Source organism: Microbacterium sp. NPDC058345 (assembly GCF_042723855.1).
In the GTDB taxonomy this organism is placed as follows: domain Bacteria; phylum Actinomycetota; class Actinomycetes; order Actinomycetales; family Microbacteriaceae; genus Microbacterium.
In genome coordinates this window covers 337,886-355,303 of record NZ_JBHXIG010000001.1, presented here as the reverse complement: position 1 = coordinate 355,303, position 17,418 = coordinate 337,886, and the positions used below count along the sequence as shown (strand labels likewise).

Sequence of the window (17,418 nt, the reverse complement as noted above, 5' to 3'; positions counted from 1 at the left end):
GCCGGTCGCGCGCTGAGATCACGTCGGCGCCCGTCACCCCGAGGGGTGGCGGGCGCCGACGTCGTGGAATCCGCCGGTCGTGGAACCGGCCGGTGACAGCGCGGAGCGCGCTCAGGCCCGCTCGGCGTGCGCGTCGGCCGGCGCCCACACGAAGCCGTCCGGATCGACGGCGGCGCCGATGACCCCGTTCACCACGAGCCGGTGCGAACCGGAACCGGTGGCCGGTACCCCTGCGTCCTTGGCGAGCGATGCGTGGCGGTACAGGCCGAGACCGATCGGGCTCGAGCCGGTGTCGAACTGCACGTAGCTGCGTCCGAAGCTCTTCGCGACCGCGATGCCCCGCCCCGCGTAGAAGGCCCGCGATGCCACGACGTCCTCGGCGCCGAGGAGGAGGATGATCTCGTCGACGGCTCGGCTCGGCGCGGCGGTGTCCTTCTTGGCGGAGGTCGCGACCTTCCAGATCGCACCGTCCGGAGCCTGGACCGTGCCGCCCACGCCCCAGAGGGACTTCGTCACGGGCTTGATGACGGACGCCCCGGCCTCGACCGCCGCGTCGATGAGGGCGTGCACGTTCGCGGGCTGCGAGACCACGAGCGAGAGCGTGTAGCCGCGGAATCCCGAGGTCTCGGCATCCGCAAGGCGGAACCGCAGGCGCTCGTCGAGTCCGAAGGCGCGGTCGTAGAAGGTCTGCGCCGCGGTGATGTCGGTGACGTCGAGGGTGATGGAGTCGATGGTGTTGTTCATGACTCCGACGCTACGGAGGGCGTCTTCCGGCCCGCTTCTCGATTCCTGACCGATCGCGCTCCCGCCCGAAACAGCGCATACCCGCGCGGAATCCCGGCGGAGGGACCCCGACTAGAATGGACCCATGCCCGAACCGAAAGCGGCCAGCTTCCCTGCCATCCGCGGCGCGCTGAAGTTCTACCAGATCGCGTCGATCATCACCGGAGTCATGCTGCTCCTGCTCGTCGCCGAGATGGTGCTGAAGTACACACCGATCCACCTCGAGCTGTTCGCCGGCGGTTCCGGCGGGCTGCTCTGGTTCGCCGACGTCGTCGAAGGGCCCGAGGGACTCGAGTCCACCGGAGACGGCCTGAACCTGTCGCTCGGCATCCTCATCGCGCACGGCTGGTTCTACGTCGTGTACCTCTTCGCGTGCTTCCGGATGTGGAGCCTGATGCGCTGGCCGTTCGTGCGCTTCATCCTGCTCGCCCTCGGCGGCGTGATCCCGCTGCTGTCCTTCTTCATGGAGGTCAGAGTCGCGCGCGACGTGAAGGCGTATCTCGCCACCCGCGAGGCCGTCGGCGCATCGACGGGCTCCGTGACCCCCGCCTCGACCTCTGCCCCGGAAGGTGTCCGTTGACCGAACAGACCGAGACCCAGCAGCGCCCCGCGCTCGTCGTCGACTTCGGCGCGCAGTACGCGCAGCTGATCGCCCGACGCGTGCGCGAGGCGGGGGTGTACAGCGAGATCGTGCCGCATACCGCGACGGCCGCCGAGATCGCCGCGAAGAACCCCGTCGCCCTCATCCTCTCCGGCGGTCCGTCGTCGGTGTACGAGGACGGCGCTCCGCAGCTCGATCCGGCCGTGTTCGACCTCGGGGTCCCCACGCTCGGCATCTGCTACGGATTCCAGTACATGGCCCAGAGCCTCGGCGGCGAGGTCGCCAACACCGGCCTGCGCGAGTACGGCGCGACCGACGCGCACATCCCTCAGAACGGGAGCACCCTGCTGTCGGGTCAGCCCGCCGAGCAGAACGTGTGGATGAGCCACGGCGATCAGGTCGCCCGCGCCCCCGAGGGCTTCGAGGTGCTCGCCACCACGAACGCCACGAAGGTCGCCGCGTTCGGCAACGAGGAGCGCCGGCTGTACGGCGTGCAGTGGCACCCCGAGGTGAAGCACTCCGACCACGGCCAGGCGATCATCGAGAACTTCCTGCACAAGGGAGCAGGCCTGCCGGCCGACTGGAACAGCGACAACGTCATCGCCGAGCAGATCGAGCGCATCCGCGAGCAGGTCGGCGACGCCCGCGTCATCTCCGCCCTCTCCGGAGGCGTCGATTCCGCGGTCTCGACCGCGCTGGTGCACAAGGCGATCGGCGACCAGCTCACCGCGGTCTTCGTCGACCACGGCCTGCTGCGCAAGGGTGAGCGCGAGCAGGTCGAGAAGGACTACGTCGAGTCCACCGGCGTGCGCCTGATCACGGTCGACGCCGCCGACACGTTCCTGGGTCACCTGGCCGGGGTCACCGACCCCGAGACCAAGCGCAAGATCATCGGCCGCGAGTTCATCCGCGCGTTCGAGCAGGTGCAGCTCGACCTGGTCGAAGAGGCCAAGGCGTCGGGCGGGGCCCCCGTGAAGTTCCTCGTGCAGGGCACGCTGTACCCCGACGTGGTCGAGTCGGGCGGCGGCGCGGGCACCGCGAACATCAAGTCGCACCACAACGTGGGCGGGCTTCCCGAAGACCTGGACTTCGAGCTCGTCGAGCCGCTGCGCGCCCTGTTCAAGGACGAGGTGCGCGCGATCGGCCGTGAACTCGGCATCCCCGAGGCGATCGTCGGCCGCCAGCCGTTCCCCGGGCCGGGCCTCGGCATCCGCATCATCGGCGAGGTGACCCGCGAGCGCCTCGAGGTGCTGCGTGAGGCGGACGCCATCGCCCGCGAGGAGCTCACCAGGGCCGGCCTCGACGAGGCCATCTGGCAGTGCCCGGTCGTGCTGCTGGCCGATGTGCGCTCGGTGGGTGTGCAGGGCGACGGCCGCACCTACGGCCACCCCATCGTGCTGCGTCCCGTCTCGAGCGAAGACGCCATGACCGCCGACTGGACCCGACTGCCATACGACGTGCTGGCCCGGATCTCGAACCGCATCACCAACGAGGTCCGCGAGGTCAACCGCGTCGTGCTCGACGTCACCTCGAAGCCGCCGGCGACCATCGAGTGGGAGTAGACCGCAGGAGCGACGCCGCGCCGGGGGAGCCGCTCTTCCCCGACGCGGCGTATCTCGTGCTGTCGAGCCGGCTGATTCCCGGACTCGACGGCGGCTACACGATCTCGACGGCGGCACGGGCGAGGCAGATGGCCGAGCGCGGCGCGGACGTGCAGGTGCTCACGGTGGATCCCGGGGATGCCGCCGCGCACGCGACGCACCGGGCGGAGTTCGACCGGCTCGGGATGCTGCCCCGGAGCATTCCGCTGCGCAACCTCTTCGACGAGGCGAGCGACTCGGCAGGCGGCGCGGCGCCCTGGCTGCGCCACGCCGCATCCGCGTCGCCGTCACGCCGAGTGCACCGGATGTCGTCGAGTGCACCGGATACCGACGCAGAGAAGCGGTTCGCTCGACGGGACGTGGTGCACTCGGCGACCGCCGACGAGTACCGTGAGCTGACGGATGCCGCGGGGCGGCGCTTCGCGGCACTGCCCGTGATCCAGGGCGATCCCGACTGGCACCTCAGCACGGCGCCCGTCTTCGTGTACGGCGAGCACGGCGAGACGATCGGCACGCTGCCCGGGTTCGGCGGGCTCTACCGCGCCTGGCTGGACCGGCTCGTCGACGAGACCGATCGCCCGGTCGTGGTGATCTGCGAGTCGCGCCAGCTCGGCGAACTGCTCGCCGGGTGGCGGCACCCTCGCGTGCGCATCGTGCACACGATCCACACCATGCATCTCGAGCCGCCTTTCACGCCGGATGCGTCGCTGAACGCCCTGTGGACGCGGTGGTTCGCGATCAGTGACCGCTTCGACGCGGTGATCTGGCCGACGCAGGCGCAGCGCGACGATGTCGTGCAGCGCTTCGGCGGCGACGCCGTGCACCTCGTCGCGCCGCACGGCATCCCGCTGCGCCCGATCAGCGACGACGAGCGCGTGACCGGTCTCGTGGTGAGTATGTCCCGTCTCGCACCGGGCAAGCGCATCGACCATCTCGTGCGAGCCTTCCTCGCCGCCGATGTGTCGGACACGCACCTGGAGATCTGGGGAGACGGCCCGGCCGCAGCATCCCTCACGGCGCTGATCGACGGCCTCGGCGCCGGCGACCGCGTGCGCCTGATGGGGCGCACCGACGACCCGGACGCGGTGCTGCGTCGCGCGTCGCTGATGGTGACCGCGACCGCCTTCGAAGGGCAGGGCCTGTCGATCGTCGAGGCGCTCGCCGCCGGCTGCCCGGTGATCTCCTACGACGTCCGCTACGGCCCCGGTGACGTGCTGCGCCGGGGCGGCGGGATGCTGGTCCCCTCCGGCGACGAGCACGCACTCGCGGAAGCCGTCCGGCGGGTGCTCACGGATGCCGCGCTGCTCGCGCGCCTGGCCGCGCAGGCGCCGGTCGCGGCGTCCGCCTGGAGCGAGGATGCCGCGATGACGGCCCTCGCGGGCGCGGTGCGCGTCGCTCTGTCCGGTGGGCCGCGCCGCTGACGGCACGTGGCGGATGCGGTCCGAACCGGCTCAGCGTCGGGCGTGTCGGGGAAGTGTCGGCGTGCTGCCCTGGCAGTCACATCTTCTCGGACACGGATGCGGAGAATGTCGGAGAAGAGAATCTGCGAAAAAGTTCGCGGCGATGTCGATCCGCCGTCTTCTCGTTCGACGTCTTCAGTGAGAGGGTCGAGAGACGGCCCCTCGACAAGGAGACACATCATGAAGTTCATGCTGATCATGCGCGCGACCGACGAGGCTGTGAAGGCGTACGAGGAGACGCCCTTCGAGCAGGTCATCGAGGCCATGGGCAAGTACAACGAGTCGATGATGAAGGCCGGTGTGCTGCTGGCCGGCGAAGGCCTGACCGACGCGGCGGAAGGCTTCGTGGTCGACTTCAGCGCCGAGCAGCCGCTGGTCACCGACGGCCCCTACGGCGAGACCAAGGAGCTGTTCAACGGCTTCTGGATCATCGAGGTCGCCACCCGCGAGGAGGCCGCCGAATGGGCGGGACGTGCCCCGCTCGGACCCGGGTCGTTCCTCGAGGTGCGACGCGTCACCGAGATGTCGGACTTCCCGGACGACAACGAGTGGATCGAGAAGGAAGCGGGCTGGCGTGAAGAGCAGGCGCAGCGCGCCCAGAGCTGACCATGGACACCGCTGAGGTGACGGCGCACCCCGCGGCGACCGCGGGGCGCGCCGTCGCCGCGGTCTGGCGCATCGAGTCGGCGAAGATCGTCGCGACCCTCACGCGGATGGTCGGCGATTTCGCCCTCGCCGAGGACCTCGCGCAGGACGCTCTCGCGGAGGCGCTCGAGCAGTGGCCGGAGTCGGGCGTACCGCGCAACCCTGCGGCCTGGCTCACGGCGGTGGCGAAACGACGAGCGATCGACGGGTGGCGACGCAGGGAGCGCTACGACGAGCGCATCGCCGCGATCGCCCACCACCTCGAGCGTGAGCAGGACGAGGCGGCCGATGCGCTGCCCTGGGACCCCGACGCCATCGACGACGACGTGCTGCGCCTCATCTTCATCGCCTGCCACCCCGTGCTCTCCCGCGAGGCGCAGGTCGCCCTCACGCTGAAGGTGGTGGGCGGCCTCGGCAGCGAGGAGATCGCCCGCGCGTTCCTCGTGCCGGTGGCGACCGTGCAGCAGCGCATCGTACGGGCGAAGAAGACCCTCGGCGCGGCGAACACGCCCTTCGAGCTGCCTCCGCGCGAGGAGTTCCGCGAGCGGCTCGGTGCGGTGCTCGGCGTGCTCTACCTGATCTTCAACGAGGCGCACACGGCCAGTGCGGGCGAGGACTGGATGCGCCCTGACCTGGGCCGCGAGGCGACGCGGCTCGCGCGCATCCTCGCCGGACTCGTGCCCCGCGAACCGGACGTGCATGGACTGCTGGCCCTGATGGAGCTCACCGCCGCGCGTTTCCCTGCGCGGGTGGGTGCCGACGGCGAGCCCGTGCTGCTCGCCGACCAGGACCGCACCCGGTGGGACCGTGCCGCCATCACCCGCGGGCGAGCCGCACTGGCACGGGTGGACGCACTGGGTCGCGGCCGCGGCGGCTATGCGCTGCAGGCGGCGATCGCCGAGTGCCACGCCGTGGCGGCGTCCGTCGACGACACCGACTGGGACCGCATCGTCCTGCTCTACGAGGCACTCGGCCGGCTGACGCCGTCGCCCGTGATCGAGCTGAACCGGGCCGCCGCAGTGGCGATGGCCACCGGTCCGGCGTCGGCCCTGCGCATCATCGATGCGCTGGTCGCCCGAGGCGAGCTGAAGGGCTATCACCTGCTTCCCGCCACGCGCGGCGAGCTGCTGCTGCGCCTGGGCCGCCGGGAGGAGGCACGGGCGGAGTTCGCCGTCGCCGCCCGGCTGGCGGGGAACGACCGCGAGCGGGCGGTGCTCGAGCAGAAGTCCCGGGGGTGAGCCGCTCCGCGCGAACGCGAAGAAGGCAGGTCCCTGATGGGACCTGCCTTCTTCGGCGTAAGGGCGGAGATCAGGCCCTGCTGCGATCTCCTCGACCCACGATGAGGCCGTAGATCAGCAGAACGATGATGGACCCGCCGATGGCGAGCAGCCAGGTGCCGAGGTCGAAGAACTCCTCAAGTCCGCGGCCGAAGATCATGCCGCCGATCCATCCGCCGAGGAGCGCGCCGACGATGCCGAGCAGCAGTGTGACGATCCAGCCGCCGCCCTGCTTGCCGGGCAGGATCAGCTTGGCGATCGCGCCGGCGATGAGACCGAGAAGAAGGAATCCGAGGAAGCCCATGTGAGTCTCCGTTCTTTGGGTGCCACGACGGGTTGCCGTGTGTGCACCCAACAATGCCCGATCCGGGGCGAAGAGGTGAACCCCTTGTGGTCGCATCCCGAAATGGGCTATGAGTCTCCCGTGCAGCGAAGAAGGCCGCGCTCCCGAGGGAGTGCGGCCTTCTTCAGGGACGTGAGTCGTCAGTCGCTTCCGCGCAGGATCGCCAGGATGCGGAGGATCTCGACGTACAGCCAGACGACGGTGACCATGATGCCGAAGGCGCCCAGCCAGCCGTACTTGCGGGGTGCGCCGTTGCGCACGCCCTGCTGGATCTGGTCGAAGTCCAGCACCAGCGAGTACGCGGCCATGAACACGACGAGAACGCCGATGATGACGCCGAGCGGGATGCCGAGGATCACGATGTCGCCCCGCAGACCCCAGGGGTTGTCGCTGACGCCGGTCCACATCAAAACGAGGTTCAGTACCGAGAAGACGAGGTAGCCGAGCATCGCGATCATGAAGATCTTGGTCATCTTCGCGCTGGCGCGCACCTTGCCGCTGGCGAAGAGGGCGAGGGTGACGCCGACGACGGCGAGGGTCGCGAGCGTGGCCTGCATGACGATGCCGGGCCAGAGGATCTCGAAGAAGGCCGAGATGCCGCCGATGAAGAGGCCCTCGAAGGCGGCGTACGCCCAGATGAGCGCGGGGCGGATCTTCTTGCGCGAGGTGAAGGTGATCACCATCGCCAGGACGAAACCGCCGAGCGTACCGACGATCCACGGCACCATGTCCGGCTGACCGGTGTTGGCGAAGCTCGTGGCGGTCCAGACCCAGCCGACCACCGCGGTGACCAGCAGGATGCCGAACAGGCCGGCCGTCTTCCACACCGTGTCCTCGACCGACATGCGGTCGGTCTCGAGTGCGCCCGCCGGGGGTGCGGCGTACATGCCCTCGAGGTGCGCGTTCGCGGCGGCATCCGTGCCCGCGTGCGCGAACGACGCGGTCTGAGCGGCGGCGCCCGGCGCGGGCGGAGGCGCGTACTGCCCCTGAGCGGCCTGTCGGCCCCCGGGATACGTCGCGACGTTGCGTGGGTCCTGCTGCTGGAACGCCGGATTGTTGAATGCGAAATTGCTCATGATGGCCTCTGCTCCCGAGGGATCGGTCAACGCTTTCTCAAACAATACCGGCGGGAGGCTATGAGCGGGGTGCTTTACGCTGTGAGCGTGCCCAGGAAATCGCCGCTCGTGATCGGGCATCGCGGCGCCCCCGGCTACCGTCCCGAGCACAGCCGTTCCTCCTACGAGCTCGCCCTCGCAATGGGCGTCGACGCCGTCGAACCCGACATCGTGGCGACCAGGGACGGTGTGCTCGTGCTGCGGCACGAGAACGAGATCTCCGGAACGACGGATGTGTCCCAGCATCCGGAGTTCGCGTCGCGCCGCACCACGAAGAAGGTCGACGGCGTCTCGCTGACCGGATGGTTCACCGAGGACTTCACCTGGGCCGAGCTCGCCACGCTGCGCACGCGGGAGCGGTTGCCCAGGGTGCGCCGTTCCAGCGCCAGCTTCGACGACGCACAGCCCATCCTGCGCCTCACCGATCTGCTGCAGATGATCAGCTCGGCATCGGACGAGTACGGTCGTGAGATCGGCATCGTCCTCGAGGTCAAGCACGCCACGTACTTCGAGAGCATCGGGCTCGACCTCGTTCCGCTCATCGTTCGCGACCTGCGCCAGGAAGGGTGGGCCGACGGCGCGCTGCCGCTGGTGATCGAGGCGTTCGAGCAGACGGTGCTCTGCCGGCTGCGTGCGGCCGGTATCGCGGCATCCTACGTGTACCTCATCGAGGCGTCCGGGAAGCCCTTCGATCTCGTCGCGGCGATGGGAAAGGCCGCCCCGACGTACCGCTCGGCGGTCACTCCGGCGGGACTCGATCGGCTGGCCGGCGCCGTCGACGGCATCAGCGTCAGCAAGAGCATGCTGCTCGAGCCGTCAGCCACGATCGTGGCCGACGCGCACGCCCGCGGCCTGAAGGTCTTCACCTGGACGTGCCGCCCCGAGAACGCCTTCCTCGCCGCGCTGTACCGCGCCGGCGGCGGCAAAGCGGCGTTCGGCGACTACGAGGCCGAGTGGCGGGTCATCGCCGACACCGGCGTCGACGGGGTCTTCGTCGACCATCCCGACCTCGGAGTGGGGTTCTTCCGCGACTGACCGGATCGGTCACGCCGAGTTCACCGGGCGGACACTGCCCGGCTCCCCGGTGGTAAGCCGCACCCGGTGATCTGAGTCGGACCCGTCCGATTCCACCCTGGAGCCTCATGTCCCGCACGCATCGCGGGCTCGCGACGATGGCGGTGGGCGCGCTGAGCGCCACTGCCCTGCTCGCTGCGCCCACCGCCGTCCACGCCGCCGACCCCGGCGCCGTCGCCGACCTCGGCATCCGCATCAGCGAAGTCGTCTCGAACGGCGGGAGTCCCGACGACTGGATCGAGTTCCACAACCCCACCGATCACGCGGTCGACCTCAGCGGCTACATCGTGCAGGACGAGAGCCCGAAGAACCCGTACACCTTCCCGGCCGACACGATCATCGCCCCCGGCGCATATCTCGTGATCGACACGATCGACGATGCCGGGCAGGGGGACTTCGACTTCGGCCTGGGCAAGGGTGACAGCGTCCGCGTCTTCGCACCCGGCGATGCCGACGGCGCGAGCCCGCTGCTGCAGACGACCTGGCCGGCCGGCACGCACGCCCTGCCGAGCTGGGGTGTGCGCGATGTCGACGGCGTGCCGGTCTGGGCCATGACCGCCGAGTCGACCAAGGGCGGTCCGAACCTGTTCGATGCCGAGGCGCCGCCTGCCGCCGGAGCGCTCGTGATCAATGAGGTCGACTCACAGCCGGCCGATTGGGTGGAGTTCCACAACCCGGGCGACTCGGCCCTCGACATCTCGGGCTACGAGATCCGCGACAACTCCGTCGATCACAGCTGGCGATTCCCGCCCGGGGCCGCGATCGAGCCGGGCGGATTCCTGGTCGTCGACGAGGCCACGCTCGGGCGCGTGGGCGGATCGGAGGCCGCGTTCCGCGACGCGATCGGCATCGGCAGCGCCGACCGCATCCAGCTCTTCGACCCCGCCGGGACGCTCATCGACGACACGCAGCCCTGGACCGAGCACGCGTCGATCGACGGCGACTTCGCCGCCGCGACGCTCGCCCGCTGCCCCGACGGAAAGGGCGCCTTCCTGCTCGCGCACCCGACTGCCGGGGCGTCGAACTCGTGCGTGATGCCGGACGTGTCGATCAACGAGATCGAGTCGAACGGCGACGACACCGACTGGGTCGAGGTGATCAACACGGGCACGACCGCGGTCGACATGTCGGGTTGGTCCGTGATGGACGGCGACCCGGTCGGGCACGCCGGGGAGACCACGCCGCTCGTCAGCGGCACGATCCTCGAGCCGGGCGCGGTCTTCGTGTTCGACCAGCCGGGTGACTTCGTCTTCGGACTGGGCGGCGGCGACACGGTCACGCTCCGTGACGCGACCGGAAGCACGGTCGACGAGCACGTCTACGCAGCACACGCCGGCGGTGTCTGGGCGCGTTGCCCCGATGGCACGGGCGATTTCGTCGATCTCGCGGACGCGACCAAGGGTGAGCGCAACGCGTGCGGGAATCCCGTTCGCATCAACGAGGTGGAGTCCGACGGCGGCTCGCCCGACGACTGGATCGAACTGGTGAACCCGACCTCTGCGCCGCTCGACGTCTCGGGCGTCGTGGTGAAGGACGACGACGATGCCCATGAGTACCGCATCCCGGACGGCACGTCGATCGCGCCGGGCGGACACGTGGTCGTGGAACGCGATCAGCTCGGCTTCGGGCTCGGCAGCGCGGACGCCGTGCGGCTGTTCGACGGGAAGCTGCTCATCGACGAGACGTCCTGGGGATCCGACCACGCGGCGAGCACCTGGGGGCGCTGCCCCGAAGCCACCGGTGCCTTCGCGGTGACCGCCGGATCCACGAAGGGGGCGGCGAACACCTGCGCGAGGGAGATCGCGGTGTCGCCGTGGCCCGGATCGCCAGAGGTGCGCGCGCTGGACACGACCCCGACGTTCCTCGAGGACAGCTCTGGCCTGGACGTGCAGCAGACCGCAGACGGTGCGTTCCTGTGGGGCATCGACAACGGCGAGGGCCGGCTCTGGAAGCTGAAGGCGTCATCCGACGGCGCCGTCGAGCAGCTCGCCGGCTGGGAGCACGGCAAACGCATCCGCTTCCAGAAGGATGCCGGTGACCCCGGCGCCGCCGGGCCGGACACCGAGGGCGTGACAGTGGACGACGACGGCGCCGTCTACGTGGCCGCCGAGCGTGACAACAGTGCGAAGGGCGTCAACCGCAACGTCGTGCTGAAGGTGGACCCGGATGCCGCGGCCGGCGACCTGATCGCCGAGCAGGAGTGGGATCTCACCGATCTGCTGCCCGCGGTGGGCGCGAACCTCGGCATCGAGGCCGTCGAGTGGGTTCCGGACGACGTTCTCGCCGGCGCGCTGTTCGACCAGACCAGGAACGCGGCCTACCGCCCCGCGGACCACCCCGGCCACGGGGACGGGCTGTTCTTCGTCGCCGTGGAAGATGGCGGACACGTGTTCGCGTTCGCCCTCGGCGCGGACGGCTCGGCGACTCAGGTCGCCGAGATCGCTCCCGGACTCGCGGGGGTGATGGGCCTGGACTACGACTCGGTGCTCGATGTGCTGTGGGCGGTGTGCGACGACGGATGCCAGGGCCGGTCGGCGCAGATCACGCTGAACGGCGCGGCGGCGCCCGGGATCGCGCATTTCGCCCGTCCGACGGGGATGCCGGACGTCAACAACGAGGGGTTCGCGACGGCGCCGGCTTCGCTGTCGCAGGACGGCGCACGGCCGGTGTGGTGGTTCGCCGACGGGTTCGCATCCGAGGCGCTCAGGGCGGGCACGCTGCCGTCCGCGACCGGCGAGCAGCCCGGTGGTGAGCAGCCCGGTGGTGAGCAGCCCGGTGGCGAGCAGCCCGGTGGCGAGCAGCCCGGCAATGACGATCCGGCGCGGCCCGGCGCCGAGCGGCCGGATGCGGCGGGCGGATCGCTTGCCGCGACCGGATCGGCCCTTCCGTATGCTGCGGTCGTGTCGGCGCTGCTGCTCTTGGGCGCCGGCGCCTTCGCCGTGGCCAGACGCCGCAGGGCCTGACCCGCAGCCGCCTCACCCCGTGGAGCTCTGCGGACTCCACGAGGTGGGGTCTTCGGTCAGCCCGACTGCGGCCGTCGCACGCGCCGGCCGGAGATGCGGTCGGCGACGTACCGCAGCCACAGCGTCCGCTCGCCGCCCGCCCAGGACCGCACCCGTTCCGCCGCGGGAAGGGCCTCCACCTCCTCGACCGGCATGACTTCCACGTGGCCGCTGAGCAGCACGTTCCAGGCCGTGCCACCCAGATCGTCGTGGTGATCGACCTCGAACGCCACGTCCGGCTCGTCGGGCAGCCCGGCGAGCACGCCGTCCGCGCGGGTGCGCAGCAGCACGTCGTGCTCGTGCATCCGATAGTTCACCGGGATGATCTCGATGCGTCCCTGATTCACGAAGCCGATGCGGCCGACCGTCGTGGTCTGCAGCAGCGCGAAGCACTCGTCCTCGTCGATGATGGTGATCATGGCGTCCACCTCCCCGACGGCCGGGGGAGGGGCCGCCGTGCGACGATCGTACCCTCGACGGCTCAGCGGGCGAAGGGGCCCGTCCTGGTCGACACGATCTCCTTGCCCAGCGGCATGAGCGAGACCGGCACCATCTTGAAGTCGGCGATCCCCATCGGGATGCCGATGATCGTGACGCACAGCGCGATGCCCGACAGGATGTGGCCGATGGCGAGCCACCAGCCGGCGAGCACGACCCAGACGACGTTGCCGAGGAGCGACCCGATGCCCGGTCTCGACCTGTCGACGATCTGCCGTCCGAACGGCCAGATCGCATAGCGTGCGATGCGGAACGAGGCGATCGCCCACGGGATGGTGACGATCGGGACGCACAGCAGCACGCCGGCGACCACGTACCCCAGGAACAGGGCCCAGCCGGCGAAGATGACCCAGATGATGTTGAGGATCGTGCGCATGCCCTTGATTGTCGCATCGGTCGCCTAGGGTGTGGCCATGAGTGGAATCGTCGTGCAGGGCGTGAGACGGTCGTTCGGCAGGGTGCAGGCCGTGCGCGACGCGACGTTCGAAGCGAGGCCGGGACGGGTGACAGGGCTGGTCGGTCCCAACGGTGCAGGCAAGACCACTCTGCTGCTGATGCTCGCCTCGCTGCTCGCCCCCGACGCCGGCACGATCCGCATCGGCGGGATCGATCCGGTGACCGACCCGTCGTCGGCACGCCGGATGCTCGGGTGGATGCCGGACGCCCTGGGCGCGTGGCCGTCGCTCACCGCTCGCGAGAGCATCATCACCACCGCGCGACTGCATGACCTCACCGCCGACGACGCCGCCCGCCGCGCCGACGACCTGCTGCAGATGGTCGGCCTCGCTGCGCACTCCGCATCGCCGGCGCGGGTGCTCTCTCGCGGCCAAAAGCAGAAGCTCGGACTGGCGCGGTCTCTGGTGCACGGGCCGGCGGTGCTGCTGCTCGACGAACCGGCGTCGGGTCTCGATCCCGAGGCCCGGGTGCAGCTGCGGATGCTGCTGCGTCACCTTGCAGCCCAGGGCACGACGGTGCTGATCTCGAGCCACGTGCTCTCGGAGCTCGAGGAGGTCATCGACGACGCGGTGTTCCTGGTCGCCGGATCGGTGGTCGACCCCGGCGTCGCGCCGGCCGCACGCACGTATCGGGTGCGCCTGGCCGCCCAGGACGCGGTGGTGGCCGTCGCGGAAGCGCTCGGGCTGCCCGCCGATGCCGTGGCGGACGACCGAGGCGATGCCGTGCTCGCGTTCCCCGACGAGCCGGCCGCGGTGGAGGGGCTGCGCCGTCTCGTGTCGGCGGGCCTGCCGGTGCTGGAGTTCGCGCTCGCGCAGAGCTCGCTGGAGACCGCCTTCCTCGCACTGCAGCATCCACTCGGCCCGTCGACGCCGCCGCAGCCACCGGCTCCCGCAGCGCCGCCGGCTCCGCCTGCGCCGCCGGTCGCACCCTCGGCGGAAGGAGCGGGCGCATGAGCGTCGCACGCATCGTGACCATCGCCCGGCTGGAGCTCACGCAGCGCCTGCGCAGCGTCGGCTGGTACGTGCTGCTGGGCATCTTCGCGCTGCTGCTGCTGGGCATCACGGGGCTCTCGTTCGCCGTGTTCTCGTTCCAGCAGGCGCCGAGCGCGGGGGTCTATTCGATCGTCGTGAACTTCGTGCTGCTGCTTGTCGTGCTCGTCTCACCGACGCTGAGCGGCAACGCGATCAACGGCGACCGCGACGCCGCGACACTGGCGCCGGTCCAGGTGACGCTCGCCACCACCGGCGACATCATGCTCGGCAAACTGCTGGCGGCGGTCGCCACGGGTGCGGCCTTCCTGCTCGTCGCCCTGCCCTTCCTGGCGTTCTCGCTGCTCGGCGGCGGCGTCAGCCCCGGTATGTTCGCCGTGTCGATCCTGGTGCTGCTCGCAGAGATCATCGTCATCGCGACGATCGGCGTCGGCCTGAGCGGACTGATCGCCCGCCCGCTGTTCTCGATCGCCACCACCTACCTCGCCGTGGCCGCGCTGGTGGTCGGCACCCTCATCGTGTTCGCCCTCGCCGGATCGGCCATCCGCACCGAGGCGGTGAGCCAGCAGCGGCCGTGGAACGATCAGACCGGTGAGCCGTACTGCGATCGCTGGGAGGCGTACGCGTACGAGACCCCGCGATTCGACCTGGTGTGGGGCGTGCTGGCGGCGAATCCCTTCGTGGTGCTGGCCGACGCGACGCCGGTGGAGTTCCGCGAGGGATACCCGCAGGATCTGTTCGGGCAGATCAAGGTGGGCGTGCGATCGGCGCAGCATGCGCCGGCATCGGAGCACTGGGATCCGTGCGACCGCGGTTTCGAGATGCAGCAGCTGGGCCCCACACCCGAGGAGCTCGTCGCACGCAGCGTGCCGAGCTGGTTCGTCGGTCTCGGCGTGCAGGTGCTGATCGCCGGCGGGCTGTTCGCCGGCGCCTGGGCGCGCACGCGCACGCCCGCCCGCCGGCTGCCGCCGGGCACGCGCATCGCCTGAGCGGCGGCACTCGTGCAGCCCGGTGTCCGTGGCCGCGCCTAGACTCGTAAGGCCATGACCGACGCCCCTCTCATCGTGCCCCCCTCGTCCGCATCCGGCCCCTCCGGGCGAACGGATGACGCTCTGCTCGCGGGGCTGAACCCGCCGCAGCTCGAGGCGGTCACGCATCGTGGCCCCGCCCTGCTCATCATCGCCGGCGCCGGTTCGGGCAAGACGAGCGTGCTCACCCGCCGCATCGCCCTGCTGCTGCGCGAGCGCGAAGCCTGGCCCAGTCAGATCCTCGCGATCACCTTCACCAACAAGGCGGCCGGAGAGATGCGCGAGCGCGTCGAGGCGCTCGTCGGCCAGGCGGCGCGCGGCATGTGGATCTCGACGTTCCACTCCGCGTGCGTGCGCATCCTGCGCCGCGAGGCCGAGCAGTTCGGCTTCACGAGGTCGTTCACCATCTACGACTCGGGTGACTCGCGCGCGCTGCTCAAGCGGCTCGTCAAGGAGCACGAGGCCGACGCGTACGGTCTCACCCCCGGGGCCGCGCAATCACGCATCTCGAAGCTGAAGAACGAGCTGACGGATGCCGAGGGCTTCGCCCGCCAGGCGAATTTGTCGGATCCGGCGGAACGCAAGTTCGCCGACATCTTCACCGACTACCAGCGGGCGCTGCAGAAGGCGAACGCCTTCGACTTCGACGACCTCATCGCGCAGACCGTCTTCCTGTTCCGCGCGTTCCCGCAGGTCGCCGACACGTACCGGCGCCGATTCCGGCACATCCTCGTCGACGAGTATCAGGACACCAACCACGCTCAGTACGCGCTGATCCACGAGCTCACCCGCCCCGTGTCGGCCTCGGCTCCGGAACCGTATGCCTCGAACGGCATGATGATCTTCGAGCCCGAACCCGAGACGCCGGGCGACGCCGATGCCGGCGGCGCCTCGCTCACGGTCGTCGGCGACTCGGATCAGTCCATCTACGCCTTCCGCGGCGCCGACATCCGCAACATCAGCGAGTTCGAACGCGACTTCCCCGGGGCGAAGGTCGTGCTGCTCGAGCAGAACTACCGCTCGACGCAGAACATCCTGTCGGCGGCGAACGCGGTCATCGGCAACAACTTCGACCGCAAGGCCAAGAACCTCTGGAGCGACAAGGGCCCCGGCGACAAGATCGTCGGCTTCACCGGGTACTCGCAGCACGATGAGGCGCAGTTCGTGGCCGACGAGATCGACGCGCTGCGGCGATCGGGCATCCCGTACTCGGGTATGGCGGTGTTCTACCGTACGAACTCGCAGTCCCGCGCGCTCGAGGAGATCTTCATCCGCTCGGCCGTGCCGTACAAGATCATGGGCGGCACGAAGTTCTACGAGCGTGCCGAGATCAAGGACGCCCTCGCCTACCTCGTCGCGGTGGCGAACCCGGCCGATGAGATGGCGGTGCGCCGCATCCTGAACAAGCCGCGCCGCGGCATCGGCGACGTCACCGAGACCGCCATCGCCCGCTTCGCCGACGAGAGAGGCATCAGCTTCCGCGAGGCGCTGCGCCACCCGCGCGAACTCGGCGTCGGCCCCAAGCTGCAGAGTGCCATCGCCCAGCTCGACGCGGTGCTCGACGAGGCGACCGCGATCGTGCTGCCGGCATCCGGCGAGCTGCCTCCGGCCACCTCGGTCGCCGAGGGACTGACCGTGCTGCTCAACCGCAGCGGCTACTTCGACGCGCTGCGTGCCAGCCGCGACCCGCAGGACGAGGCGCGCCTCGAGAACCTCGACGAGTTCGTCGCCGTCGCACGCGACTTCGCGCGGAACAACCCCGACGGTACGATCGTGGACTTCCTCACCGAGGTCGCGCTGGTCTCGGACGCCGACGACCTCGACGACGAGTCCGGTGCCGTCTCGCTGATGACAATGCACACCGCGAAGGGACTCGAGTACGACGCGGTGTTCGTCACCGGCGTAGAGGAGGACCTCATCCCGCACCGCATCTCGGCCGGCGAGCCGGGCGGGCCGCAGGAGGAGCGCCGGCTGTTCTACGTGGGGATCACCCGGGCGCGCAAGCGCCTGCACCTCTCGCTGGCGATGACGCGTGCGCAGTTCGGTGAGGTGTCCGTCGCGATGCCCAGCCGCTTCCTGCAGGAGATCCCCGCCGAGCTCATCGACTGGCGGCAGTCGCCGGGCGATGTGAACTCGCGCGGCGGTATGCAGTCCAGGGCGTTGAACGCGCGCCCCGGCGGACGCGACCGGTTCGGCGGAGGCGACCGCTTCGGCGTCAGCCCGCTGCCCAAGCGCGATCAGCTGAAGCCGCTGTCCACCGCGATGGACCGGTTCCCGAACAAGGTCACCGGCAAGGTGCGCGACAACGGCGAGCTCGAACTGGCGGCGGGCGACCGCATCCGGCACGACGACTTCGGCGAGGGACGCATCGAGGCGGTCACGGGGGAGGGGGCGAAGCGCATCGCCCACGTGCGCTTCGATTCGGCCGGGCAGAAGAAGCTGCTCATCAAGATCGCGCCGATCACGAAGCTCTGAGGATCTGCCGTCGTCGGGCCGCCGAACGCCGTGCTCGCCCGGCGGAACCGGCTCGCGACGTGCGGTTAGGC

The 17,418-nt window shown here is 70.1% G+C and carries 15 protein-coding genes; 10 read left to right on the top strand and 5 right to left on the bottom strand.

The window, feature by feature from the left end:
• Nucleotides 1-111 precede the first annotated feature (111 nt).
• On the bottom strand, nt 112-744 hold the full coding sequence (locus ACFWH5_RS01855) for a glyoxalase (RefSeq protein ID WP_378831119.1): 633 nt from the start codon (nt 742-744) through the stop codon (nt 112-114).
• Nucleotides 745-868: 124 nt separating this feature from the next.
• On the opposite strand from ACFWH5_RS01855, the gene ACFWH5_RS01850 reads away from it, so the two are divergent.
• From ACFWH5_RS01850 to ACFWH5_RS01830, 5 genes are all read left to right on the top strand, one after another.
• On the top strand, nt 869-1,363 hold the full coding sequence (locus tag ACFWH5_RS01850; protein WP_378831116.1) for a DUF3817 domain-containing protein: 495 nt from the start codon (nt 869-871) through the stop codon (nt 1,361-1,363).
• A complete protein-coding gene (guaA, locus tag ACFWH5_RS01845; protein ID WP_378831115.1) occupies nt 1,360-2,946 on the top strand; it encodes a glutamine-hydrolyzing GMP synthase in 1,587 nt (528 codons plus the stop codon). The genes ACFWH5_RS01850 and guaA overlap by 4 nt, the downstream gene beginning before the upstream one ends.
• Nucleotides 2,937-4,406, top strand: coding sequence for a glycosyltransferase (locus ACFWH5_RS01840; RefSeq protein ID WP_378831113.1), 1,470 nt, complete (start codon nt 2,937-2,939; stop codon nt 4,404-4,406). Before guaA ends, ACFWH5_RS01840 begins: the two co-directional genes overlap by 10 nt.
• A 219-nt stretch (nt 4,407-4,625) precedes the next feature.
• The gene (locus tag ACFWH5_RS01835) at nt 4,626-5,051 is read left to right on the top strand and encodes a YciI family protein (protein ID WP_378831110.1); all 426 of its coding nucleotides are present in this window, start codon (nt 4,626-4,628) and stop codon (nt 5,049-5,051) included.
• 2 nt (nt 5,052-5,053) lie between these two features.
• A complete protein-coding gene (locus ACFWH5_RS01830) occupies nt 5,054-6,328 on the top strand; it encodes an RNA polymerase sigma factor (protein WP_378831109.1) in 1,275 nt (424 codons plus the stop codon).
• Nucleotides 6,329-6,398: 70 nt separating this feature from the next.
• Here the strand turns inward: ACFWH5_RS01830 and ACFWH5_RS01825 are convergent, their stop codons facing one another.
• Both ACFWH5_RS01825 and ACFWH5_RS01820 read right to left on the bottom strand, forming a co-directional pair.
• Nucleotides 6,399-6,671, bottom strand: coding sequence for a GlsB/YeaQ/YmgE family stress response membrane protein (locus ACFWH5_RS01825; RefSeq protein WP_378744951.1), 273 nt, complete (start codon nt 6,669-6,671; stop codon nt 6,399-6,401).
• A gap of 179 nt (nt 6,672-6,850) precedes the next feature.
• On the bottom strand, nt 6,851-7,786 hold the full coding sequence (locus ACFWH5_RS01820) for a Bax inhibitor-1/YccA family protein (RefSeq protein WP_378831107.1): 936 nt from the start codon (nt 7,784-7,786) through the stop codon (nt 6,851-6,853).
• Nucleotides 7,787-7,873: 87 nt separating this feature from the next.
• Here ACFWH5_RS01820 and ACFWH5_RS01815 point away from each other — a divergent pair, with 87 nt between their 5' ends.
• Both ACFWH5_RS01815 and ACFWH5_RS01810 read left to right on the top strand, forming a co-directional pair.
• Nucleotides 7,874-8,860 carry a glycerophosphodiester phosphodiesterase family protein gene (locus ACFWH5_RS01815; RefSeq protein ID WP_378831105.1) on the top strand — a complete coding sequence of 329 codons (987 nt, stop codon included), beginning with the start codon at nt 7,874-7,876 and terminating at the stop codon, nt 8,858-8,860.
• Between the two features lie 107 nt (nt 8,861-8,967).
• Nucleotides 8,968-11,862 carry a lamin tail domain-containing protein gene (locus tag ACFWH5_RS01810; protein WP_378831103.1) on the top strand — a complete coding sequence of 965 codons (2,895 nt, stop codon included), beginning with the start codon at nt 8,968-8,970 and terminating at the stop codon, nt 11,860-11,862.
• 56 nt (nt 11,863-11,918) lie between these two features.
• On the opposite strand, the gene ACFWH5_RS01805 is transcribed toward ACFWH5_RS01810, so the two are convergent.
• Nucleotides 11,919-12,320, bottom strand: a complete 402-nt coding sequence (locus tag ACFWH5_RS01805) for a pyridoxamine 5'-phosphate oxidase family protein (RefSeq protein ID WP_378831100.1) — start codon at nt 12,318-12,320, stop codon at nt 11,919-11,921.
• A gap of 62 nt (nt 12,321-12,382) precedes the next feature.
• On the bottom strand, nt 12,383-12,775 hold the full coding sequence (locus tag ACFWH5_RS01800; protein ID WP_378831098.1) for a YccF domain-containing protein: 393 nt from the start codon (nt 12,773-12,775) through the stop codon (nt 12,383-12,385).
• Between the two features lie 31 nt (nt 12,776-12,806).
• Here ACFWH5_RS01800 and ACFWH5_RS01795 point away from each other — a divergent pair, with 31 nt between their 5' ends.
• Genes ACFWH5_RS01795 through ACFWH5_RS01785 form a run of 3 tightly spaced genes read left to right on the top strand, consistent with a single transcriptional unit; the run spans nt 12,807 to nt 17,347 of the window.
• Nucleotides 12,807-13,808 (top strand): ABC transporter ATP-binding protein, encoded by a 1,002-nt coding sequence (locus ACFWH5_RS01795; protein ID WP_378831096.1) that lies wholly within the window; start codon nt 12,807-12,809, stop codon nt 13,806-13,808.
• Nucleotides 13,805-14,833: an ABC transporter permease gene (locus ACFWH5_RS01790; RefSeq protein WP_378831093.1), complete on the top strand. Its 1,029-nt coding sequence runs from the start codon at nt 13,805-13,807 to the stop codon at nt 14,831-14,833. The genes ACFWH5_RS01795 and ACFWH5_RS01790 overlap by 4 nt, the downstream gene beginning before the upstream one ends.
• Nucleotides 14,834-14,887: 54 nt before the next feature.
• Complete coding sequence (locus ACFWH5_RS01785; RefSeq protein ID WP_378831091.1) at nt 14,888-17,347, top strand: ATP-dependent helicase; 2,460 nt, start codon at nt 14,888-14,890, stop codon at nt 17,345-17,347.
• Nucleotides 17,348-17,418 lie beyond the last annotated feature (71 nt).

What these genes read in the sequence shown, in the direction of transcription:
- ACFWH5_RS01785 (WP_378831091.1), top strand. Translation starts at nt 14,888, where the DNA reads ATGACCGACGCCCCTCTCATCGTGCCCCCCTCGTCCGCATCCGGCCCC.
- ACFWH5_RS01825 (WP_378744951.1), bottom strand. Translation starts at nt 6,671, where the DNA reads ATGGGCTTCCTCGGATTCCTTCTTCTCGGTCTCATCGCCGGCGCGATC.
- ACFWH5_RS01855 (WP_378831119.1), bottom strand. Translation starts at nt 744, where the DNA reads ATGAACAACACCATCGACTCCATCACCCTCGACGTCACCGACATCACC.
- ACFWH5_RS01810 (WP_378831103.1), top strand. Translation starts at nt 8,968, where the DNA reads ATGTCCCGCACGCATCGCGGGCTCGCGACGATGGCGGTGGGCGCGCTG.
- ACFWH5_RS01800 (WP_378831098.1), bottom strand. Translation starts at nt 12,775, where the DNA reads ATGCGCACGATCCTCAACATCATCTGGGTCATCTTCGCCGGCTGGGCC.
- ACFWH5_RS01790 (WP_378831093.1), top strand. Translation starts at nt 13,805, where the DNA reads ATGAGCGTCGCACGCATCGTGACCATCGCCCGGCTGGAGCTCACGCAG.
- ACFWH5_RS01830 (WP_378831109.1), top strand. Translation starts at nt 5,054, where the DNA reads ATGGACACCGCTGAGGTGACGGCGCACCCCGCGGCGACCGCGGGGCGC.
- ACFWH5_RS01835 (WP_378831110.1), top strand. Translation starts at nt 4,626, where the DNA reads ATGAAGTTCATGCTGATCATGCGCGCGACCGACGAGGCTGTGAAGGCG.
- ACFWH5_RS01820 (WP_378831107.1), bottom strand. Translation starts at nt 7,786, where the DNA reads ATGAGCAATTTCGCATTCAACAATCCGGCGTTCCAGCAGCAGGACCCA.
- ACFWH5_RS01850 (WP_378831116.1), top strand. Translation starts at nt 869, where the DNA reads ATGCCCGAACCGAAAGCGGCCAGCTTCCCTGCCATCCGCGGCGCGCTG.
- ACFWH5_RS01805 (WP_378831100.1), bottom strand. Translation starts at nt 12,320, where the DNA reads ATGATCACCATCATCGACGAGGACGAGTGCTTCGCGCTGCTGCAGACC.